The following is a 21,428-nucleotide window of genomic DNA, read 5'->3' as shown; positions in this document are numbered from 1 at the left end:
GCTAGGCCGCCGAACGAAGCGCGCTTGAAGCTCGTGCGAGATAATCGCGAACAGCTTGCCCCATGACCCGAGCTAGTCCAACTGGAACAGCATTGCCAATCTGACGCCATTGTTGCTCGATAGTGCCATCGAGGTACCAGTCATCTGGGAACGTTTGGATACGTCGAACCTCCTCGATTCGAAGAATCCGGTTTTTCCAATGCAGCGGTCCCATGTTATTCGAGCGCCTAGCCTGAATGGTCCAGGACGGCATGTCTGGAGAAAGCTTTAACAAGAAAGACCAGTATCGACTTCGCCACTCGAATTGAGGATCTGGGTACCCGCGCTTGGCGGTGAGAAAGAGATAGTTCTCCCCCGGGGGTATGAGGGTCAACAAATCACGGTGCTTCCCTCCAGCCACGTGACCCTCGTCGCTTGCATTCTCGTCCGTATCGAGATCTCCGATCCATTTGCCGACGGCTTCCCACGGCAGAAGTCCGGCGATTTCGCCACTCTCAGAATGTGTTGGCGCAGGCCACGAGAACGGTTCGCCTGAGACATCTTCTCTCACTCCAACAATGAAGAAGCGTTGGCGAATCTGCGGCACACCAAAGTCAGCAGCGTTGAGGACACGGTGATCACAGCGGTAACCAAGCTGCTCGGCGGTCGCCAAGATGTGATTGAGGGTTTCGGCATGCACCTTGAATGCCATTCCTGCAACGTTCTCGAGGACGAAGACCTTCGGCCGCGCCCATCGAAGCGTCTCAAGGTACCCTCCGATCGTTACTTCGCCTACAGGGTCGGCCATCGCACGAGGCTTATCCTTCAGATAGAAGCGGCTTTTCGAGAATGGAGGACATGGGGGGCCACCAACGACGAGATCTATGTCCTTGATCGCGTCGGAACCGACAAGGTCGACAACTTTCTCCTTGCTAAACTCGGCGATGCTTCCCAGATAGAAGGCAGCATCTGGAAAATTCTTCGCGTGCGCGCGAGCCGCCCTTGGGTCGTTATCGTTGGCCGCGATCACGGAGAACCCAGCCTGTTCAATCCCAAGGTCTAGCCCACCACACCCCGAGAAGAGACTCAACGCTTTCAACGGACTGCTTCCTCTCGAACCACTTTCAGGACCTGCGCAATCATGGCCGCCGCCATCACGCTGGGAACAGCGTTCCCGATTTGCCGCACTTGTTCCCGGCGCGGACCAGAAAATTTATAATCTGGGGGGAAAGATTGCAGGGCGGCCAACTCGCGAATGCGCAATCGCCGACCAGACCAATGAAACGGCCCAGTCCACGGCCCAGGACTTGCCGGGATGGTCCAGGAAGGGCGGTCTGGGCTGAGCTTCAGTAGAAAATTCCAATAACGAGTTTCGGTTTCGAACGTTGGGGAAGGATGGCCAGCCCAAGCGGTGTGATGCTTGTAGTTCATCCCAGGAGGTATCTCTTGAAGGTGTTCCGCCCATCGACCGCTGACCACTTCGCCCTCCTCCGCGAACTCGGGTCCATCGAAGCGACCGATTGCGTCTGCGGCCGTTCTTATGGGAGACAGACCTGGCCCGTGCGTTGGCTCCGGCGCTTTCGGGGCTTCAGATTTCGCACCAAGCAAGAACACCCGTTGCCTACTCTGCGAAGCGCCGTATTGCGTAGCGGTGGCGACAACCCTTGTCGTATGATAGCCAGCTTCTTGAGCGTCTTGCTCCAACGCCTCAAACACGGCTCGGTTTCGAGGATGAAGAATACTTGGAACGTTTTCGAACACGAATCCACTTGCTCCGGTTTCAAGAACCAACCGCATGTATTCAGAAACCAGCGTTCGGCGGGAATCCGGTCGAGCTTCTATCGGCGCGGTTAGTCTGTCCGCCACCTCACCTCGGCTCCGCGCGCGGCGGTACGCTGCCTCGTTGCCTTTGTCGAGCCAGTACGCAGCCTTGCTAAACGGCTGACAGGGTGCCCCGCCGACCACCACAAGTTCCCTATCCGGCTCCACGCCCGCGATGAGTCGGAGATCCTCGCCACGAAGGGTCGTGACGTCCGCTTCGAGCACGCCGCCGGGGTGGGAAGCGTTCGACCGCATCGTCTCACATGAGAATGAGTCACTGTCGACCGACAGCCTGAGGTCGCCTCCGGCCATACCCGCCCCTAGGCCAAGTCCTCCAGCTCCCGCGAAAAGGTCGATGATCGGGACGGACAGGTGTGACAAGGGGGCTCCTTTGTTCGGTGCGCATCAAGCGTACGTAGAACCACGGACATTGAGTGCGTTGACACGACGTGGCCGGTGTGACGGAGGCCGACCAAGCGCGACTGGGTGGCAATCGATCACGCCAGGCCTGGGAAATCGGGCGCTCGTGGACCTCAGATGGAGGCCCTCCGGCGAGCGCTCGCGAGGCCTACCGCACGAACGCGTGCGCCAAGGCCGGCACCAGGTCCTGACCCTGAGGCTCGGCAGCCGCCTCCAGCGCTGCGCGCGCCTGCTTCGGAACCTCTGCCTCCGGCAGATTCATGAAACTCGCCACGAGCTCGCCGAACTGCTGGGCCGCAACTCGTGCGGGCCCACTCTTTGTCCATCCGGCAAACCGCACCGTCAGATCGGCGTGCTTCGTGATGATCTCCATCACTGGAGCTCGCCCGGGATCGTCTGAACGGCGCACGTAGCGGATGTCCGCGACGTTGATCGCGGAGTCGACCGCGCCAGTGCGTCGCAGCGAGTCCTGCTTGGTGACGAGGATTCGGCGATCGGTGACCGCGACCCATCCGTCGCTCAGCCGAGGGACCGTGATCCGGTCCGATGACGCATCCGCGAGAGCGAGTACTTGTTCCCCGTCGTGAAGTCTGAGCGGGAGGATCTTGACGAGTTCGTCGGGCACCTCGTCCTCGAAGACGAGCAACGCAGGCATCTCGAGACGATCGCGCAACGGGGATGACTCAGTCCCGCGGATCGCCGCGAGTGCGTCCTGCAGCTGCCGAACCATGCTCTGCGCGTCCTTCGCAGCACGGGCTTCGCCGCCGATCTTGAAGGTCCGCTTGCCGGGGAGCTCGGCGATGACCGCGAACTCGCGAGCGAGCTGGTCGAGGAGCGCGTCGGTCTGGGCCAACGATTCCTCATGCATGCGTCGCGCGTTGACGATCACTTCGTCAAGCAGTCGCCTGTCTGCTTCGTTCGTCTTCGCGCTCCGCAGCAAGTGCCCTGCGCGGAGCGATTGATAGATGAACCAGGATGTTTGGGACAGCAGAAGTGCTTGCACATCCGCGATGATCGCCTGTCCGTTGTCGGTCAGGAACTGCTGGCGATCCTTGTGACCGGTCTTCCTCTCAAGGTCGCCGACGTGCTGCAGGACCGTGTTGCGGTTCGTGTCCCACTGCGCGGTCAGTTCACCTTGGTAACCGCGGACCTCTGCGAAAACCGCATCAGTCACTTCACCGATGCGCCGAGCATGACCGAGCTCACGCAGCAGTGTGTTGTGGTAGCCGGTCACTGAGGACCACTGGTCCTGCCTGACGACCTGCAGCACCTTCGAGGTGAGCTCGACGTTGTGCTTGGCCACGGACGCGATCTGGTTCAGCTGGACTTGGATGACCATCAGCGCAATCGCGGGCCCCATCGCGGCGACGACCGAAGCGGTCGTTGCGGCTGTTGCCGGCAGCCACCGCACGGACGCGGCGAACTTGCCGTTGGCCGCAAGTGTGCCGAGGTTCCAACCGTCCTTCACGATCGGCGTCGCGGTCTTCATCGCAGCGAGCGTCTCCGGGGCCAGCCGCATAAGTCCCTGCGCCTGGAACGCCCCGTTGACGCCCTGCGCCGCGACATTGCCCAGGCCCACAGCGCCACCGACGGCAGTCGAGACCGCCGCGCGCGTTGCATCATCAATGAGCGTGAAGGGGACCAGGTCGACGCCCTCTGGGACGCTGTCGCCGATGAAGATCGCCAACCCGTCCTCGAACTCCACGAGCGCAGACGACGGCAGCTCTTCGCCGTGCTCGTCGGCTTCGGCCGGGTTCTGGGCTTCGTCGGTCATCGTGATCTCTCTCCATCGTGGACGGCGACGGAGTCTCCGTGGCCGAAGTGGGTGGTGGCGGCTGCGGCGAGCGCTTCGTCAATGGCCCAGCGAGCGCCGTGCGCGTGATCGGTGGCAACTCTCCGCAGGAAACCGCGGAGCGTCTTCGGATTGACGCCGAGCTCGCCCGCGAGTTCAGGTGCGGTCCGGATCACGCGGCTACCTCATCGTCCGTAGGGGTGGCCCCGAGTGCGCGAACGAACCACCGCAGGGCATCGATGACGGCCCTTCGAGAGCGCTCTGCAACGAGCACGTCGATCGGGAACGATGGGCGCTTGTCGATGCGGTCTGCCCCGAGGTTGATCCCCAGCACCGCGTTCAGACGGGTCCTGAACTCGTCACGGAGTGCGATGTCGTCGAAGGGCGGGCGGACTCGAAGGTGCTGGAACACAACTTCAACAGTCCCGGAGAGCGGGTACACGGTGAACGGCCAGTGAGATCTCCCGTCGGCCGTCCGCCCGGGCGCCGTCATGAACGCGCTGCTTTCACTCGCTCCGCCGTATTCGACAGTCCCGCCGAGGCCCCGCCACGCGTCGAGGAGTTGCACAACGGCGTGCGCAGCCGCTGGGGGATTTGCGCTCGCGAGTTGGTCGAAGAACGTTCCGCCCGAAGCCGTGTCTAACGGGCTCTCGGTGTCGATGCTGAGCCCGATCCGTTCGGCGAGCGACGCCGTCGACAGTCGCGCGTCTTCGTCCGCCGCACCCGCGGCCGAGAAAGCGAGCCCCTCCTCCTCAAGAACCGTTCGGGGATCGCGCGTGTCCGCCGGATCGGGCCAACGGAACCCAGACGAGATGGTGCCGCTTCCTTGCAACACGCGGTGCGCTCCGAGCACTTCGGTCGATCCGAGGTGCTGCCCGAGCGGAACCGGGTGGGTGCCGACGAGTGCGGCGAGATCGCCGTACGACGTCCAGTGTCCGGCGGGGATCGCCATGATCGCCTGATGGACCATCGACCAGTCGCGGCCGATCTCGCCGGGCTGCATGCGTTCGTTCGGCCCGATCCAGTGCGCGATGATTTGGTCGGCGAACCAGTCACCACGGGCGATGATCTGCGAATGGCCCCATGTCGGCGCATCGAGTACCAGTCGGTTCAGCGCCGTGAAGCTGCTCTTCCGGTAGTCCTCCTGCTTGGACGGGAAGGACCGGTTGCCGAGTTCCGAGTTGTAGCCCGTCAAGGTGAGATTCCCGAGCGAGTGCACGAGCTGGTCGTGCACCATGTCGACTGTTTCCTCGTCGCCAAGCTCCTGTTCGAGAACGGCGATCCAGTCGGGCGTGAGAGTCTGCGGGAGGATGTGCTCGATCGTGGCTTTCCCGACGTCGACCTCTTCCTTCGGGTTCAACGCCTGACTGATCCACTTGAGGATGAGCTTCTGCTGCGTCTTGAGCCCACGGAGGTAGAACGGTTGCGTCCGCACAGCTTCACGAATCTGGCTGTCGGTCGCGAAGTACTTTCGCCCGGTCGAGAGATAGTCGAGCAACGTCTGATCGACCGGTCGCTCGTCGAGTTCGCCGCACGCCTGAAGAATCGTGCGGTTGAGTCCCTGGCCCGGCCGGCCGCCGAGCGTGCGTCGGACGATGTACGACTCCACCGCAGCGAGAGCACCAGCCACCTCCGCTGACGTGCTCGTTCCAGCCGCACGACGTGCGAGGAGCCGGAGCGTCAACGGCACGGTGGTCGCCGAACCCCATTCGGCAAGGTGCGCCAGGTGTGCTTGAACGATCGCGTCGGTTTCGAGCGACGGGTCCCGGATGACAGCAAGATGCTCGGAGAGTCGCCCGTATCGCTCGATCTCCGCGACGATCTCCTCATCGGACATCTTCGACAACCGAGCCTGCTGGTAGCTGTAGATGTCGCCCTGTTTGAGCAATGGCTCGTCGGCCACGGCATCGAGCCAGAAGATCAGCTCGAGATCATCGACACTCAGACGCTGTTGCATCGGAAGCCACCAGGACGAGTACACCGACTCGCCACGCGAGCCGAGTCGCATGAACAGGTAGTTGCGGACCAGATCGCCCTGAGTAAGGCGGAGTCCGGTGTTGTTCAGCGATTCGAAGATCCGGTAGACGTTGTCTTCGTCGCGCGCAGTGATCGAGACGAAACTCAGCCCTCCGAGGACCGCCTCACGAATGCGCTCGATGTCGTGCGGGTCATCGGGGTCATCTGCGGCTTCAAGTGCGCGCCGGAAGAACGAGTAGGCGTCTCCGACGCCCGAGGCGGAATCTGCGCCGACTGCACCGTCAACCACCGCTCGGAATGAGTCGCGGTCGGCTTGGGTCGGGAGGAGCTTCAACCGAGCATCGCCTGGCTTGAAGCGATCTGCGATGTACTGCTCATGCACGCTCTCCGCGAGCATTGGCTCATCGGCCTGATGAACGCGCAGGTAGTCGCGGAGCGCACACAGAAGGATCGAAAGCGTCGTAAGGCGCTGCTGCCCGTCGACGACGAGGAATTCCATGCCCGTCGGCACGATCGCGCCAGCCGACAACACCAATGACCCCATGAAGTGTGTCGCCGAGGGGTTAGTCCGACGTGTCTCGGCCAGCTCGACGATGTCGTCCCACAAGCGGCTGCGCTGTCGCCCCTGCCAGGCGTACGGCCGCTGATACAACGGGACGAGATACTGCTTCGGTCCCCCGAGGAGCTCTTGCAGAGTGGTCTCCCGCACGTCCATGTACTGCCTTTCGTCGTAGTCGGAGTCTAGGGAGCGTCGATCCACGTGCGGAGTCCCGTGTGCGAGGGTCAGTCGACTTTGCGGGCCTCACGCGGAAAGCCGCACCGGGTCCCCAGAACTGGTGCTCCCCGACTCGTCCTCGAACCACGAGGATGATTCATGGCCGCACGCCCGAGGGAGGCGCCCGGTCGAGGGGACTGCACACCATGACCATCGCCGGCGACTCAGCACGCACCGAGGCCCGCCGCCAACGAGGCCGCGCCCACGAACTCCGACGCCAAGCCGACGAAGCCGAAGCCCGTGCCGGCCGCTTCGACATCGCCCACCGCACCGAGACCGAGACCGCGAAGGTCCTCGCTCCCCTGGCCGGCATCGGCTACCACCTCCTCGCCGACCGCCGCTGGCCCGGCAGCAAGACCGCCCAGGTCGACATGGTCGTCGTCGGCAGCGCCGGCGTCTTCATCGTCGACACGAAGGCCTGGCGCGACGTCGCCGTCCACAACGGCCGCATCACCCGCGGCCAAGAGGACGTCACGGACGACGTCGCGAACCTCGCCGACCTGGCGTGGAAGACCGAGGCCGCCCTCGCGGAGATCGGCCTCCCGCCGGGCGAGGTCCACGCGGTCGTCGCACTAGCAGGCCAGAAGAAGGTGCACGCCGAGGTCGCCTCGGTCGACGTCGTCGGCGTAAACGACCTCATCGCACACATCACAAAGCGTGGCCGCCGCCTGAGCGCCACCCGAGTCGACCAGCTCCTCACCGCAGTCCTCGCGCACTTCCCGGTCATCGACGGCGAGCAACACGCGCCACCGCAGGTCATCGTTCCGGCAACGGTCCTCCCCCGTGATCCCGACCCAGTGGTCGACACCGAAGAACTCCACGACCACCTCCTCGACGCCGTCCTCGACGCCCCCATCGAGGAGTGGATGGCCTTCCTCGACCCCGCCCAGGCCAAGCTCGTCCGCCGCAACTTCAACGGCCCCGCCCGCATCCGAGGCGCTGCCGGCACCGGCAAGACCGTCGTCGGACTCCACCGCGCCGCGTACCTGGCACGCGCGACCGGCGGCCGCGTCCTCTTCACCACCTACATCCGCACCCTCCCGGCCGTCCTGCGGTCGCTCCTCGAGCGCCTCGCGCCCGACATGGTCGACCGCGTCGACTTCGTCAACGTCCACGCCTTCGCCAGCCAGCTCCTGAAGGAGCGCGGGGTCGCGTTCCGCATCGACGGACTGGAGGCCGGGCGCGCGTTCGCCGATGCATGGAACGTGATCGGAGCCTCCAGTCCACTGCGCGCCCCGCGCTTCACGCGCCGGTACTGGGAAGAGGAGATCAGACACGTCATCAAGGGTCGTGGGCTAACGCACTTCGACGAGTACGCCGACCTGGCGCGCGTCGGGCGGAAGCACGCGCTGCCGGTCGAGATCCGGCAGGCGGTCTGGGACCTGTACGAGGCGTACTCGACGAACCTCCGGAGCAGGGGCGTCTGCGACTTCGAGGACGTGGTCCTGCTCGCCCGCGATGCCGTCCGCGAGCAGCCGCTCGACCGCTACGACGCCGTCATCGTGGACGAGGCCCAGGACCTGTCGTGCGCGATGGTGTCGCTCCTGCACGCGCTGGTCGGCGATCGTCCAGACGGCCTCACACTCATCGGCGACGGCCAGCAGACGATCTACCCGGGCGGGTACGCCCTCGGCGAGGTCGGCATCAGCCTCGCGGGGCGCGGTGTCGTCCTCGACGTGAACCACCGCAACACGGCGGAGATCCTCGAGTTCGCGAAGCGGATGGTCGCGGACGACCAGTTCGTCGACATCGAGGGCGTCGACGGCGCCGGTGATGCGGTCTCCGACGTCACCCGATCGGGCCCGAAGCCTGCCGTCCGTCGATTCGCCGACCGCGCGGCGCACGATGCGGCGCTGCTCGCCCGCGTGGAGGAGGTCCTCCGCCTCGTCGGCACCGGCCGCGGCGACGTCGGGATCCTCACTGCGACGAACCCGCAGGCCGACAAGGTGATGGCGGTCCTCGACGTCGCGGGCGTGCCGTCCGTCTCGCCGAAGCACTACGCCGGCAAGAGCTCCGACCGGGTCCGCGTGGGCACCATCAAGCGTGCGAAGGGCCTCGAGTTCAAGCAGGTCCTGCTGCCGCACGTGCCGGCGAAGCTCCTCGCGGACGCTCCCGACACCGAGTCCGTCGCCGCCCGCGAACGCCGTGAGCTCGACCGGCGCGAGCTGTACGTCGGGATGACCCGCGCGCGGGACGGCCTGTGGGTGGGAGCACTCGGGCGCGCATGACCGACCCGTGCTCCTGCAGCGGGTGCTCGGTCTGCTCAGTCGATCGACGCCGTGCAGCGCTGGAGCGCAGCGAACGCCGCGGCGTTGTTGTTCCGTCCCGTGACGGGCCGGAAACCGACGAGTACCACGACCGGCTCGTCGTCCCGGCGGTGCAGGACCAGTGGAGCACCAGCACCACCGGCTGCGCCGAGCGACGGGAAGCCTCCGCGTACGCCCCACGCCGCGATCCGCCCGTATGACGGCACGTACTCTCGCGTGACACGGACGAGTCCGCCGGGGTCGATTCGTGTCCAGTCGCCGAGCTCCACAGTCTGCTCGCTCACGCGGATCTCGCCGCGGTGTGGGAACCGCATCCGCTGGTCGGCGAGTGCGACGAGCCGTCGCAGCGACCCCGCGGCGGTCAGTTCACTGAGCGTTGCCGCGCAGAAAGAATCCCGAAAGCGGATTCGATCGCGAGAACCGACTGGTTGTCGAAGGCGTGGCATGTCGTCCCCTTCCCTGAGCGCTACCCCGCGCTCGATGCTCCGAGACTCACATCCCGGGGCACCCGCGCACATCCGCCGTCCGACCATCGTGCGGTGGCCGATCAGACTACCGCTAACATTCGACATTACAGTCGACTCGAGGGGGCGCATGGAAGTCGAGCGTGGGAGCAACGGCCTGATCCGGGTCGGGATCATCGACCCCGACCCGCTCGCCGGCGCGGCGATCCGGCGACTGCTCGCGTGTGCAGGCGACATGTCCGTCGTCCTGGAGGCGACCAAGGGACGGTCGCCGCACGAGACCTCGGGACGACCCGCCCCGATGTCGCCATCGTCAGCGTGACGACCATGGCGCGGTCGACCACCGCCGTGATCGAGCACCTGTCAGCGATCGGCATCGCCGTCCTGACCCTCACACTCGAGACGGACGACGCAGCGCACATGGCGATGCTCGCGGCCGGCGCCCGCGGCACCCGCCCGAAGTCAGCAGACTCGGACGCCCTCATCGATGCCGTCCGCCGACTCGCCGCCGAGCGTCCGGCCCTCTCAGACCGGCAGGTCGAGCTCCTCGTCGACGACTGGGTGCACCGACGGCGTCACCCCGACGCCGTCAGGGCTCGCCGGGCGATCCGATCACTCACAACCCGTGAGCGAGAGGTCGTCCGCGGCGTCTCCCGTGGGCTCACCAACAGCGAGATCGCCGCCGAGCTCCACTGCGCACCGACCACCGTGAAGGCCCACCTCGCATCGATCTTCGCGCGACTCGCCGTCGCCAACCGCGTGCAACTCGCCGTCCTGGGGTTCCACGCCGGCATGGTCGACGAGCGCTGATCCCGCCAGCGCACCAGCTACCCCGGCGTCGCACCGGCTACACCGCGGTCGCCAACGCCAGCTGCGCCCGCGCCGCGACCGCATCCGCCGCCGGCGGACGCCCGTACGCCTCCCGGTAGTCCCGCGAGAAGTGCGACGCACTGCGGAACCCCACGGCCGTGGCCGCGCGGGCGGCGGTGTCCCCGTGGACGACCATCAGCCGGCGTGCCTCGCCGAGCCGAGTCCGCTTGAGGTACTGCGCGGGGGTCATGCCTGTGGCTTCCTTGAACCGCGCGAACAGGGTGGACTCGCTGACCCGGAGTTCACGCGCGAGGCGCCCCATCGACCACGGCTCGGCCATCCGTCCGGTGAGCAGGGCGGTTGCGGCTGCGACGACCGACGTGCCGGAACCGTCGAGCGCGGCGGTGATGCGCGGCGCCTGCTCGGTCTGCAGCAGGCGAAGGACGACTTCCCGCGAGACGAGCGGGAAGAGCACCGGGACGTCTTCGGGTGCGTCGAGCAGGGCGAGCAGTCGCGCGAACGCGTCGGCGAGCGGTGCGGTCCAGGTGCCGAGTCGGGGCACTTCGCTGCGAGGCGGTGCGGACGGCGCGGACATCGACGACACGACCTCACCAACGACTGTCGGGTCGAGGCGCCAGACGGCGGAGACGAAACCGTCGCTGCCGGCGGTGTCGACGACTCCGGCGACGACGGGCAGGTCGACAGGGGTGATGATGAAGCGCTCGCGGCCCCAGACCTGGTCGTCGTCCCCTACGATCGAGCGCTTGCGGCCGCGGAGGACGACTGACAACGACGGCACGTAGCGGCGGTCGAACAGACCGGTCGGCTCGAACACGCGGGAGACGGTGAGGCCGAGCGCGTCGGCACGGTGCGCGGAGCCCGCTCGCGCGGCAGCGTCGTGGTGGTCTGTCCCGAGGACGGCGGCGTGCGCGGACGCGATCGACGCGGCACGGTCGAGGTGTAGGGCAGTCAGGTCGTCCACGTCCGCAAACCTACCGAGGGTGACTGACGGCGACGGGGCTGCTCTGCGGGATCCGGCAAGGTCTTCGTGGGGCGGGGCAATCACAGAGGCCCACATCCGACCGAGCATCGGATCATGACGACAACACCGAACGAAACCCCACGAACTGCCCTTGTGACCGGAGCCTCCAGCGGCATCGGCGAGGCCATCGCCCGCGAGCTCGCCGCAGCCGGCTTGATCGTCGCCGTCGCGGGCCGCGATGAAGCCCGCACGCGTGCCGTCGCAATCGACATCGAACGCCAGGGCGGCCGCGCCGTGCCGCTCGTCGCCGATCTGTCGGGGAGTCCGGAAGAGGTCCGGGCACTGGCTGCAGACGCCATCGAGCAGCTCGGCGGGCACCTGGACGTCCTCGTGAACAACGCCGGCGTGTACCCGGGCGGCCCCACGGAGTCGCTGTCGGACGACACGGTCGAGGCGCTCCTTGCGACGAACATCCGAGCCCCGCACGTCCTCGTCGCCGCGCTTGTGCCGTCGATGGTGTCGCGCGGCGGCGGGAACATCGTGAACATCGGCTCGTGGATGGCACGGGTCGGCGTGCCGTTCATGGCGCTGTACCCGGCGACGAAGGCCGCGGTCGAGCAGCTGACCCGCGCGTGGGCCGCAGAGTACGGGCAGCGCGGTATCCGCGTGGTGACCGTGGCCCCGGGCGCGACGGCGACGCCGGGCAACGCGGACTCGGCGGACGTGCTGGCGGCGATGACGCAAGGCACCCCGGCGGGCCGTCCGGTGCAGCCGGTGGACATTGCTCGTGCCGTGCGGTGGGTCGTTTCCGACGACGCGGCATTCGTGAACGGCGGCACGATCGACGTCGACGGCGGGATCGCGTCGACGCGGATGCGCTAAGACATGCCGAACGAGGGCCGGTCGGCCGCACCGGCCGCGTCCGGCGCTCGAGGGCTACTGCTCACTCACGGCACAGGGCGAGGCTCACTCCTCGTAATCATCCGCTGAGCCCTCCGCACAAGGCGATGTGATTCGGATCACGACTGCAGCATCGCTGAGCTGGTACGCCGCACCCGCTGCTCCGCTCTTCTCTGCGGTTGCCGAATACAGGATTCCGTCGTTCCCCCCGAAGTCCGTCTCCGACGGCGAGACATCGAGACCCTTCGATTTCCAGAAGCGTTGCAGCTTCTTGGCAAGCGCCTTGGCGTTGGTCTGGGACTTGACCGGCACGTAGTACCCGAATCGCACCCCGCCCTTGCACGCCTCGGCGCTCGGCGACGGCATGTCCGGCCAGTCGAGGTCGATCTGCTGCTCAGTCTCCCGCAACAACTGCAGCGCTGAGCGCTGAGCTTGGCCAGCAGTTGGCATCCTCCCGCTGCCCTCGGCGCACCCCGCCAAAACGCCCGCAGTCACGGCTCCAACGGCGATCACCACGGCGCCTCTCCCCGCTCGGCCGTTCACCGGTACTCGTCTGGGTCTCCCGGCACACAGATCGAGTTCACGTACACATGTGCGCGGATCTTGCTCGCGCTCATCGAAGCACTCGGCTTGCCATCGGCTTTTGCGACGACCGCGTAGATCGCCCCGGTCGCTTCGTCGATGTGTTTCTCGGTCTCCGTCAGTTCGTAGCCCTGGTCAGTCCAGTGTTTTTTCGCGTCATTCGCGAGCCGCTTCGGATCTTCGGGGGCGTCGGCTTCGACGAAGTACGTGAACTGCACACCCTTCCCGCCATCGACGGTGCAATCGTTCGGCACAGGAGTCGGCACCCCGTCCGGCCATGTGCCCGGCGCAAGTGCGACGACTTTTTTGAACTCAGATTCTGCTTGGGACCGAGACTCTTTCGCCGTCATCGGTTCGCGGCCTCCCGTTGTTGAGCATCCAGTGACTACGGCCGCGACGACGAACGCGCACAAGGCGCTCTTCCCGAGCAACGTCCCGTTGCGCTTCATCTCTCTCACCGTAGCGTCGCCTTCGCGGTCTCGAGCAGGCTGTTCGTGTCCGCGTCGAGGTACCCATGATCCCCGCCCGGATCCGCCGACGGATTGACGAACATGTCATGCACGTTTACTCGTGGTGATCCGTCGACGGATCCCGCGTCGATGCTGGTTGCACCGAATCCTTCGTTCGGATCCGCTCGCTCTGGGTAGCTCATCTTGCGGCCGATCTCAGCCACGTTCCACCGCTCGTCCGCCTGGGCCGCGTACATGTGCGCTGCATGCGTTGCCGCTGCGTCTGGGACCTGACGCGGGATGCCTGCGGATCCGAGCGTCACGAAGCTGTTCACACCGAGATCTGCGGCCTCGTGCAGAGCGAGTGAAGCGGTCGTGGAACCGTAGGAGTGCGCGATGACGTTGAGTGTCACGTCCGGGCGAGTGTGGCGCAGCCCCTCCAGATCGTTCGCCAGCTTCTGAGCGCCCGACGCTGCATCGGAGTTCAGGAACACGCTCGGGTCCCCGGTCTTGGTGAAGTCCGGTGGGGCGTCGTACCCGATCCATGACACAAGCGCAGTGTTGTCGCCACCCGCCATCTGGCGCTGCGCGGCGATCACGTTCGAGCCGGCGCGCATCAGGATGGTGGTGTCCTGCAACGAGGTCCCCATGCCTGGGATCAGGTAGCTCACGTTGTCCGCCGTGTCGAGGTCGCCGACCGACACGGCCCCGAGCGGCGGCGGGCCAGCACTGAAGCTCACCACTTGCCGCGGAAGGTCGACACCAGTTGCGAGCGGCGTACGCGCACCCGCGAGAAAGTTCTTGAGAGCGTCCAACCGTTTCTGCGCGGCTTGAACCTCCCGTTCGGCCGCGGCTGTGGCGCTTCGCCCGATCGCGCCGGCCAGGACCTTTTTCCCATCGGCGAGATCTGCGGCTGCTCCGGAGTAGGCACGTTGTGCACTGATCCGGTTCGCCTGATCCCGCGCCCAGTACGCCACCCCGTTGAGGTTCCCTATCGTGGCAGGCAACGCCGTGATGAGCGCGTCCTGCGCTGCGGAGTGCTTGCCTGCCGTCCCGCGTCCGCCCATGCTGTTCCACCACTCCTGGACGACGTCGGGTGCCATGGTGGCGAGGCGCGATTCAATCTGCTTGTGCAGCGCGGCGAGCTGTTCCGGAGCCATGGTGGTGAGCGCGGCCAAGAAGTCCTTGTCGGACATCCCGGGCATCGATGCCGCGTAAGAGACCGTGTTCCCGATGACGGTTTCGCCGCTCAACCCGGAGGCTGCGGTCCGGTCGGCCGACTGCCGACGTGCAACGAGCTCCGTCCACTGCGCGGAGAGTCGGGCTTGGGTCGACGACAGGTCGTCGCCGCTGCTCTCGAGTCGACGGAGCGCGGCCCGATCGGAATCCGAGGCGTCGTCCGCACGCGCCGCCTTCGACGCCTTCTTGACCGAGGAAGCGTTGTGCGCGATGTCCTCGGCGTTGTTCTTCTGCGCGGTCTGGATGCGCTGCGCTTCGTCCTGGATCTGCCTGACCTGGTCGGCGTACGTGTTCAGGACGGTTGCAGCAGCATCGACCCGTCCGCGAATCCTCGTGGCGGCGTCGGGAAGCGTTGCGGCTGTGGCTGTGAAGCGCTGCTTCGATTCTCCGGACCAGCCGTCCGCCGTGTTGGATGCGCGCGTGGCCTTCCGCGCGCCGGCCTCGATCGATCGGGAGCGGTTCGTGAGCTGCTGAGCGAGTCGCTTGATCGAGTTCGGATCGCCACTGAGCGGGTCGGTGGTCACTTGTGGGCCTTCGCTGCGAGGTCCCTGTCGGCGTCCTGGAAGAGCGACTTCGTGTCGTGCGCGTACTGCGACAGCGTGTTCGCCGTGTCGCTCAGCCACACGGACATCTGCTGCTGCATCGTACGGACGACGGCGAACGCCTGCTCGACGTCTGCCGCGCCGAACGCACCCGAGCCGCTGCCGAGCGGATCATCCGCGAAGTCTCCGGCCGCCGAGGTCATCTGCGTCGAGACCTTGTCGAGCACGTCGTACGAGACCTTGAGTTCCGGCACGGTGTTCCCCCTCGTGTTCCTTGCTGCAACTTCCCCACCGGCAACATATCAGAAGTCGAGCGGAGCGTCGCGTCCATCCTCCGATCGGAGGATGCACCCACGCCCCGTCCGCCGATCCGCCGGCGGCCCGGCCGCGCCACGCTGGTCTCATGCCCGCCACCCCCGCCATCGAGGTCCACCACCTCACGAAGCGCTACCCCACCGGCAAGCTCGCCGTCGACGACGTCTCGTTCACCATCGAAGCCGGCGAGACCTTCGCCCTCCTCGGCCCCAACGGCGCCGGCAAGTCCACCACGGTCGAGATCCTCGAGGGCTACCGATCGCGCACGGACGGCACGGTCACGGTCCTCGGCCACGACCCCGCCCGCACGAGCCGCAGCCACAACGCCCGGATCGGCATCGTCCTGCAGTCCAGCGCGGAATCCCCGAACGTCACCGTGGCCGAGCAACTGCGCCACTTCGCAACGCTCTACCCGAGGCGGCGGGACGTCGAAGAGACCCTGCACGCCACAGGGCTCGCGGAACAGCGCAACACCCGCATCGCGAGGCTCTCCGGCGGCCAACGCCGCCGCGTCGACGTCGCCCTCGGCATCATCGGCCGCCCGGAGGTCCTCTTCCTCGACGAACCGACGACCGGCTTCGACCCAGAGGCTCGCCGCCAGTTCTGGGGCCTCCTCCGGCAGGTCCAAGGCGAGGGCACGACGATCCTCCTGACGACGCACTACCTCGACGAGGCCGCACACCTGGCCGACCGGGCGGCCGTCATCGCCGACGGCAGGCTCCTCGACATCGCCCCGATCGACGAGCTGGGCGGCGCGGAGGCACGCACCCCCCGAGTCAGGTGGACGAGCGACAACGAACAGCACGACGAACGCACGAACGACCCCGCCGTCCTGATCAGGGCAAGCACAGACCCGATGCACGACCTCGAAGTCATCCGCCCGTCCCTCGAGGACGTCTACCTCGAGATGGTGGGGTCGAAGTGAACCGCATCACCTACGAGATCCGCTCCTACTTCCGCGCCCCCGACGCGGTGTTCTTCACGTTCCTCTTCCCGATCATCATGCTGGCCCTCTTCTCGGTCGCCTTCAGCAGCGCCGCGGACATCAGGGCAGGAAGCGCCAGCGTCGACTACGCCACCTACTACCTCCCGGGCCTGGTGGCGACGGGCTTCCTCCTCTCCGGCACCCAGTCCCTCGGCGTCGACATCGCCACGGAACGCAGCGACGGCACCCTGAAGCGCCTCGGCGGCACGCCACTCCCGGTGCTGAGCTACTTCATCGGCAAGATCGGCATGGTCCTCGTCACGACGATCATCCAGACGGCATTGCTGATCGGCATCGCGAGCATCGTCTTCGGCGTGGACCTGCCGACAGCCCCAGAGCAGTGGGCTCGCTTCGCGGGCATCATGCTCCTCGGCATCGCGACGAGCTGCGTCCTCGGCATCGCGATCTCCGCACTCCCCCGCGAGGGCCGCCGCGCCACCGCGACGATCGTCCCCGTGGTCCTGGTCCTGCAGTTCATCTCCGGCGTCTACCTCCCCTTCACGCAGCTCCCCGGCTGGCTGCAGAACGTCGCGTCGGTCTTCCCCCTCCGCTGGATGGCGAGCGGGATGCGCTCGGTCTTCCTGCCGGACGCGTTCGCGTCCGCCGAGCCGGGAAGCTCCTGGCAGCTCGGCCTCGGAACCCTCGTCCTGGTCGCATGGCTGGTCCTCGGCACGGTGGCCTGCGCGCTGACGTTCCGCTGGAACCGCAAGGACGCGTGATGCCGACCCCGAAGTGGGATGCTCGGACCATGGGCACAACGCGCATGACCGGTGAGTCCTGGGTGCGGAACCGGTGGCTGCACGCCTTCTTCGCCGCGACGATGGCCCTCACGGCGTTCATCACCGCCTACGGCTGGTCCCCGTGGAGCACCCGCTGGCCCGCGTACACCGCGATCGCCGTCCTGGTCGTCGCCTACGCCGCGTTCGGGCACCGCGGCTACGACGACCCTCGGGCAGCCGCGGCGTTCCTCCCCCTGCTCGTCGCCGCCGCGCTGGTCCTGCCCGCCGTCGCCCCGAGCACCGCGTTCGTCCAGTGCATCCTGTTCCCGCTCGTGTGGGTCCAGTCCGAACGCATCAGGAGCGCCGTCCTCCTCTCGATCGCGATCGGCGTCGCGAGCGGCATCGGCCTGCAGGTCTCCAGCGGCGCCGGGGCGTTCGTCAGCACCCTCCTCATCGAGGGCATCAGCGTCGTCGGCGCGTGCGCCATGGGCGTCTGGATCTCGAGCGTCGCCGGCCTGTCCGAGGAGCGCCGCAGACTCCTCGACGAGCTCCGCGCGACACAGACGTCCCTCGCCGAGGCGAACCGCACCGCGGGCATCGCCAGTGAGCGGGAGCGCCTGGCCCGGGAGATCCACGACACCGTCGCGCAGAACCTCGCCGGCATCGTGATGCTCACGGAGCGCGCGCAGAGCGACCTCGCGAGCGACCGCACCGACGCGCTCGAGGAACGCCTCACCGTGCTCGAGGAATCCGCCCGCGCAGCACTCGAGGAATCACGCACCCTCATCGCCGCCGGTGCGGCCGGTGTCACCCGCGACAGCCTCGGCGGCGCGCTGCACCGCCTCGGCGAGCGGCACACCCGCGAGACCGGCACGCCCGTCACGGTGGACGCGCCCGACTGCGCGCTGGACCGCGACGCGCAGGTGGTGCTGCTCCGGGTCGCCCAGGAGGCTCTCGGCAACGTCCGCGCGCATGCTCGCGCCGCGTCGGTGCACGTCGCACTGCTCCCCTCGCCGGAGCAGATCGTCCTGCGGATCACCGACGACGGGGTCGGCTTCGACGCATCGGACCCGACCGCGGGCCACGGCCTCCGCGGCCTCCGGGAGCGCCTCGCCCTGGCGGGCGGGTCCTGCCGGATCACCAGCGGCCCTGGACGCGGCACCGTCGTCGACGCGAGCCTGCCCGCCGGGGCCGCACCGAGCCTCCCGGCTGTCCAGTACCCCGCTGCGGCGGTGACCCGGTGATCCGCGTCGTGGTGGCGGACGACCATCCCGTCGTCCGCGCAGGGCTGGTCGCGCTCCTGCAGGACGCCGACGACGTCGAGGTGGTCGGCCAGGCCGCTGACGGCGAGTCAGCGGTGTCGACGGTCCTGGCCGAGCGACCCGACGTCGTGCTGATGGACCTCCGGATGCCGGGGATCGACGGGGACGCCGCGACCGCGCGGATCCTCGCCGTGGAGCCCGGGATCCGCGTGCTGATCCTCACGACGTACGAGTCCGACGACCAGATCCTTGCCGCGATCGAGGCCGGCGCCACCGGGTACCTGCTGAAGGCCGCTCCCGAGTCCGAGATCCTCGCCGGGGTCCGGGCGACCGCGCGGGGCGAGACGGCGCTCGCTCCCTCGGCAGCAGCCGCACTGGTCCGCCGGGCGACCGGCGCCGTGCCGACCGGGCCATCGCTCACGCCCCGGGAGCTCGACGTGCTCCGGCTCGTCGCGCAGGGCCAGAGCAACCCGGCGATCGGTCGCGCGCTGTTCCTCAGCGAGACGACGGTGAAGTCGCACCTCGGCCACGTGTTCGAGAAGCTCGGCGTGAGCGACCGCACCCGAGCGGTGACGCGCGCGATGGAGCTGCGCATCCTCTGACCGCCGCGGTCAGCCGCGCGCGTCTAGAGTCGAACGAATGCCCGCCCCGCACGCACGACCCACCCCGTCCACCGCGATCGACGGCATGATCCGCGTCCGCGGTGCCCGCGAGAACAACCTCCAGAGCGTCGACGTGGACGTGCCCCGCGACCGGATCGTCGCGTTCACCGGGATCTCCGGCTCCGGGAAGTCGTCGCTGGCCTTCGGGACGATCTTCGCCGAGGCGCAGCGCCGCTTCCTGGAGTCCGTCGCCCCGTACGCACGGCGGCTCATCGCGCAGGGGTCGACGCCGCACGTCGAGTCCATCACGGGCCTCCCGCCGGCGGTGGCACTGCAGCAGCGCCGCGGCGCCCCGAGTTCCCGGTCGACGGTGGGCACGCTGACGACCCTGTCGAACTCGACCCGGATGCTGTACTCCCGCGCCGGCACGTATCCTCCCGGGGCCGAGCGGCTCGAGTCGGACTCCTTCTCCCCGAACACCGTCGCCGGGGCGTGCCCCCGCTGCCACGGGCTGGGCACCGCGCACGAGGTCACCGAGGCCTCGGCCGTGCACGACCCGTCGCTGAGCATCCGCGATGGGGCGATCACCGCGTGGCCCGGCGCGTGGCAGGGCAAGAACCTCCGCGACGTGACGGCGGTCCTCGGGTACGACATCGACCGGCCGTGGCGGGAGCTGTCCCGCGAGGACCGCGACTGGCTGCTGTTCACCGAGGAGCAGCCCGTCGTCGAGGTGCACCCGCAGCGCGACCGGATCGCCAAGCCCTACAAGGGACGGTTCTGGAGCGCGCGGCAGTTCGTGCTGCACACGCTCGCCGACTCGCAGAGCGAGACGCAGCGGAAGAAGGTGCTGCAGTTCGTCGAGTCCGGACCGTGCACGCTGTGCGGCGGGACCGGGCTGACGCAGGCGGCGCTCGCGGTGACGTTCGGCGGCAAGACGATCGCCGAGCTGCACGCACTCCCCCTCACCGCACTCGCCGAGGTGCTCCGCCCCGTCGCGGAGCTCACGGATGCGGCGCCGGCGACCTCTCGCGCCTCGTCGGGTGAGCGCACCGAGGTCGCCGTCGCGATCGCGAAGGACCTGCTGACCCGGGTCGAGGTGCTCACCGGGCTCGGCCTCGGGTACCTCGGGCTCGACCGCGCGACACCGACGCTCTCCCCCGGCGAGATGCAGCGGCTCCGCATCGCCACGCAGCTCCGGTCGGGACTCTTCGGCGTCGTCTACGTCCTCGACGAGCCGAGTGCCGGTCTGCACCCGGCCGACGTCGAACCGCTCGTGGAGGTCCTCGACGGACTCCGCGCCGGCGGCAACAGCGTCTTCGTCGTGGAGCACGACATGAGCATCGTGCGGCAGGCCGACTGGATCGTGGACGTCGGCCCGGGTGCCGGGGCGTCGGGCGGGACGGTGCTGTACAGCGGGCCGGTCCCCGGGCTCGCCTCCGTGGAGGAATCCGTCACCCGCCGCTACCTGCAGCCGCGACCGCCCGTCGAACGCGAGCCGCGGACAGCGACCGGCACGCTCGAACTCCGGGACGTCACGCGGCACAACCTCCGCGGGCTCGACGTCGACCTGCCGCTCGGGGTCCTCACCGCGATCACGGGGGTGTCCGGGTCGGGCAAGTCGTCGCTCGTCGGTGGGGTCCTGCCGTCGGTGGCTCTTGAGCACCCGGGCATCGACCGGGTCGTCGAGGTCGACCAGAAGGCGATCGGCCGGACGCCCCGGTCGAACCTCGCCACGTACACCGGGCTGTTCGACGCGGTGCGCGCCGCGTTCGCCAGCACCGACGAGGCGAAGGCCCGCGGGTGGACCGCCGGCCGGTTCTCGTTCAACGTCGTCGGCGGCCGGTGCGAGGTGTGCCAGGGCGAGGGATCCGTGTCCGTGGAGCTGCTGTTCCTGCCGGGGAGCTGGGCCCCGTGCCCGGAGTGCCACGGGTCGCGGTACACGGCCGAGACGCTCGAGGTCCGGTGGCACGACGCGACGATCGCGGACGTGCTCGGGATGACCGTCGAGGACGCGGCGTCGTTCCTCGCGTCGTTGCCGGTGGCCTCTCGCGCGCTGGAGACCCTCCGACAGGTCGGACTCGGGTACCTGCGCCTCGGACAGCCGGCCCCGGAGCTGTCGGGCGGTGAAGCGCAGCGGATCAAGCTCGCGACCGAACTGCAGCGGGCACGCTCCGGCCACACCCTGTACCTGCTCGACGAACCGACCACCGGGCTGCACCCCGCGGACGTCGAGCTCCTCACGACGCAGCTACTCCGGCTCGTGGACGCCGGGAACACGGTCGTCGTGGTCGAACACGCGATGAACGTCGTCGCCGCGGCCGACCACGTCATCGACATGGGCCCGTCGGGCGGCGACGAGGGCGGCAAGGTCGTCGCTGCCGGCACCCCGGCGGAGGTCGCGCAGTCCGCGGAGAGCCGCACCGCACGCTGGCTCCGCGCCGAGCTCGGCGCCTGACCCGCACGGGACCCCACACCGGACTGGAGGCTCGGTGCCTGCCCGCCACGAGCCTCCAGTCCGTCCCCGACGCACGCCGCTGCCATCGGCG

The 21,428-nt window shown here is 67.8% G+C and carries 19 protein-coding genes; 9 read left to right on the top strand and 10 right to left on the bottom strand.

Annotated elements, in window-relative coordinates; all coding sequences use genetic code 11:
• Position 1 precedes the first annotated feature (1 nt).
• From ACIPJ2_RS07845 to ACIPJ2_RS07830, 4 genes are all read right to left on the bottom strand, one after another.
• Complete coding sequence (locus ACIPJ2_RS07845; protein WP_402728974.1) at positions 2–1,069, bottom strand: DNA cytosine methyltransferase; 1,068 nt, start codon at positions 1,067–1,069, stop codon at positions 2–4.
• A gap of 5 nt (positions 1,070–1,074) precedes the next feature.
• A complete protein-coding gene (locus ACIPJ2_RS07840; protein ID WP_402728351.1) occupies positions 1,075–2,181 on the bottom strand; it encodes a DNA cytosine methyltransferase in 1,107 nt (368 codons plus the stop codon).
• A 187-nt stretch (positions 2,182–2,368) separates the two neighbouring features.
• Positions 2,369–3,994 (bottom strand): hypothetical protein, encoded by a 1,626-nt coding sequence (locus tag ACIPJ2_RS07835; RefSeq protein WP_402728350.1) that lies wholly within the window; start codon positions 3,992–3,994, stop codon positions 2,369–2,371.
• Between the two features lie 190 nt (positions 3,995–4,184).
• Positions 4,185–6,704: a DUF262 domain-containing protein gene (locus ACIPJ2_RS07830; protein WP_402728349.1), complete on the bottom strand. Its 2,520-nt coding sequence runs from the start codon at positions 6,702–6,704 to the stop codon at positions 4,185–4,187.
• Positions 6,705–6,910: 206 nt separating this feature from the next.
• Between ACIPJ2_RS07830 and ACIPJ2_RS07825 the strand changes: the two genes are divergently transcribed.
• Entirely contained in the window at positions 6,911–8,992 is a 2,082-nt protein-coding gene (locus tag ACIPJ2_RS07825; protein ID WP_402728348.1) for a UvrD-helicase domain-containing protein, read from the top strand.
• A gap of 35 nt (positions 8,993–9,027) precedes the next feature.
• On the opposite strand, the gene ACIPJ2_RS07820 is transcribed toward ACIPJ2_RS07825, so the two are convergent.
• On the bottom strand, positions 9,028–9,315 hold the full coding sequence (locus ACIPJ2_RS07820; RefSeq protein WP_402728347.1) for a hypothetical protein: 288 nt from the start codon (positions 9,313–9,315) through the stop codon (positions 9,028–9,030).
• Positions 9,316–9,625: 310 nt separating this feature from the next.
• Between ACIPJ2_RS07820 and ACIPJ2_RS07815 the strand changes: the two genes are divergently transcribed.
• Positions 9,626–9,817 carry a hypothetical protein gene (locus ACIPJ2_RS07815; RefSeq protein WP_402728346.1) on the top strand — a complete coding sequence of 64 codons (192 nt, stop codon included), beginning with the start codon at positions 9,626–9,628 and terminating at the stop codon, positions 9,815–9,817.
• A gap of 5 nt (positions 9,818–9,822) precedes the next feature.
• Positions 9,823–10,305, top strand: a complete 483-nt coding sequence (locus tag ACIPJ2_RS07810) for a response regulator transcription factor (RefSeq protein ID WP_402728345.1) — start codon at positions 9,823–9,825, stop codon at positions 10,303–10,305.
• Between the two features lie 37 nt (positions 10,306–10,342).
• Here the strand turns inward: ACIPJ2_RS07810 and ACIPJ2_RS07805 are convergent, their stop codons facing one another.
• The gene (locus tag ACIPJ2_RS07805) at positions 10,343–11,287 is read right to left on the bottom strand and encodes an AraC family transcriptional regulator N-terminal domain-containing protein (protein ID WP_402728344.1); all 945 of its coding nucleotides are present in this window, start codon (positions 11,285–11,287) and stop codon (positions 10,343–10,345) included.
• A 153-nt stretch (positions 11,288–11,440) separates the two neighbouring features.
• Between ACIPJ2_RS07805 and ACIPJ2_RS07800 the strand changes: the two genes are divergently transcribed.
• A complete protein-coding gene (locus ACIPJ2_RS07800; protein WP_402728343.1) occupies positions 11,441–12,169 on the top strand; it encodes an SDR family NAD(P)-dependent oxidoreductase in 729 nt (242 codons plus the stop codon).
• An 84-nt stretch (positions 12,170–12,253) separates the two neighbouring features.
• On the opposite strand, the gene ACIPJ2_RS07795 is transcribed toward ACIPJ2_RS07800, so the two are convergent.
• Genes ACIPJ2_RS07795 through ACIPJ2_RS07780 form a run of 4 tightly spaced genes read right to left on the bottom strand, consistent with a single transcriptional unit; the run spans position 12,254 to position 15,253 of the window.
• Positions 12,254–12,703 carry a hypothetical protein gene (locus tag ACIPJ2_RS07795; RefSeq protein ID WP_402728342.1) on the bottom strand — a complete coding sequence of 150 codons (450 nt, stop codon included), beginning with the start codon at positions 12,701–12,703 and terminating at the stop codon, positions 12,254–12,256.
• 23 nt (positions 12,704–12,726) lie between these two features.
• Positions 12,727–13,218, bottom strand: coding sequence for a hypothetical protein (locus ACIPJ2_RS07790; RefSeq protein WP_402728341.1), 492 nt, complete (start codon positions 13,216–13,218; stop codon positions 12,727–12,729).
• Between the two features lie 5 nt (positions 13,219–13,223).
• Positions 13,224–14,981, bottom strand: coding sequence for an alpha/beta hydrolase (locus tag ACIPJ2_RS07785; protein ID WP_402728340.1), 1,758 nt, complete (start codon positions 14,979–14,981; stop codon positions 13,224–13,226).
• On the bottom strand, positions 14,978–15,253 hold the full coding sequence (locus tag ACIPJ2_RS07780) for a hypothetical protein (RefSeq protein ID WP_402728339.1): 276 nt from the start codon (positions 15,251–15,253) through the stop codon (positions 14,978–14,980). The genes ACIPJ2_RS07785 and ACIPJ2_RS07780 overlap by 4 nt, the downstream gene beginning before the upstream one ends.
• 149 nt (positions 15,254–15,402) lie before the next feature.
• On the opposite strand from ACIPJ2_RS07780, the gene ACIPJ2_RS07775 reads away from it, so the two are divergent.
• The 5 genes from ACIPJ2_RS07775 to ACIPJ2_RS07755 are packed head-to-tail and all read left to right on the top strand — an operon-like array spanning position 15,403 to position 21,337.
• Positions 15,403–16,239, top strand: coding sequence for an ABC transporter ATP-binding protein (locus tag ACIPJ2_RS07775; protein ID WP_402728338.1), 837 nt, complete (start codon positions 15,403–15,405; stop codon positions 16,237–16,239).
• A complete protein-coding gene (locus ACIPJ2_RS07770; protein ID WP_402728337.1) occupies positions 16,236–17,018 on the top strand; it encodes an ABC transporter permease in 783 nt (260 codons plus the stop codon). The genes ACIPJ2_RS07775 and ACIPJ2_RS07770 overlap by 4 nt, the downstream gene beginning before the upstream one ends.
• A 29-nt stretch (positions 17,019–17,047) precedes the next feature.
• Entirely contained in the window at positions 17,048–18,262 is a 1,215-nt protein-coding gene (locus ACIPJ2_RS07765; RefSeq protein WP_402728336.1) for a sensor histidine kinase, read from the top strand.
• Positions 18,259–18,882, top strand: coding sequence for a response regulator (locus ACIPJ2_RS07760; protein WP_402728335.1), 624 nt, complete (start codon positions 18,259–18,261; stop codon positions 18,880–18,882). The genes ACIPJ2_RS07765 and ACIPJ2_RS07760 overlap by 4 nt, the downstream gene beginning before the upstream one ends.
• Positions 18,883–18,919: 37 nt before the next feature.
• The gene (locus ACIPJ2_RS07755; RefSeq protein ID WP_402728334.1) at positions 18,920–21,337 is read left to right on the top strand and encodes an ABC transporter; all 2,418 of its coding nucleotides are present in this window, start codon (positions 18,920–18,922) and stop codon (positions 21,335–21,337) included.
• Positions 21,338–21,428 lie beyond the last annotated feature (91 nt).

It is taken from the genome of Curtobacterium sp. NPDC090217 (assembly GCF_044746705.1).
Classification (GTDB): Bacteria; Actinomycetota; Actinomycetes; order Actinomycetales; family Microbacteriaceae; genus Curtobacterium.
This window is presented reverse-complemented; position numbering and strand designations above follow the sequence as displayed.

Bases quoted from the DNA above. Each gene is read 5' to 3' on its own strand.
- ACIPJ2_RS07810 (WP_402728345.1), top strand. From the start codon at position 9,823: ATGGCGCGGTCGACCACCGCCGTGATCGAGCACCTGTCAGCGATCGGC.
- ACIPJ2_RS07825 (WP_402728348.1), top strand. From the start codon at position 6,911: ATGACCATCGCCGGCGACTCAGCACGCACCGAGGCCCGCCGCCAACGA.
- ACIPJ2_RS07835 (WP_402728350.1), bottom strand. From the start codon at position 3,994: ATGACCGACGAAGCCCAGAACCCGGCCGAAGCCGACGAGCACGGCGAA.
- ACIPJ2_RS07790 (WP_402728341.1), bottom strand. From the start codon at position 13,218: ATGAAGCGCAACGGGACGTTGCTCGGGAAGAGCGCCTTGTGCGCGTTC.
- ACIPJ2_RS07815 (WP_402728346.1), top strand. From the start codon at position 9,626: ATGGAAGTCGAGCGTGGGAGCAACGGCCTGATCCGGGTCGGGATCATC.
- ACIPJ2_RS07775 (WP_402728338.1), top strand. From the start codon at position 15,403: ATGCCCGCCACCCCCGCCATCGAGGTCCACCACCTCACGAAGCGCTAC.
- ACIPJ2_RS07765 (WP_402728336.1), top strand. From the start codon at position 17,048: ATGGGCACAACGCGCATGACCGGTGAGTCCTGGGTGCGGAACCGGTGG.
- ACIPJ2_RS07830 (WP_402728349.1), bottom strand. From the start codon at position 6,704: ATGGACGTGCGGGAGACCACTCTGCAAGAGCTCCTCGGGGGACCGAAG.
- ACIPJ2_RS07755 (WP_402728334.1), top strand. From the start codon at position 18,920: ATGCCCGCCCCGCACGCACGACCCACCCCGTCCACCGCGATCGACGGC.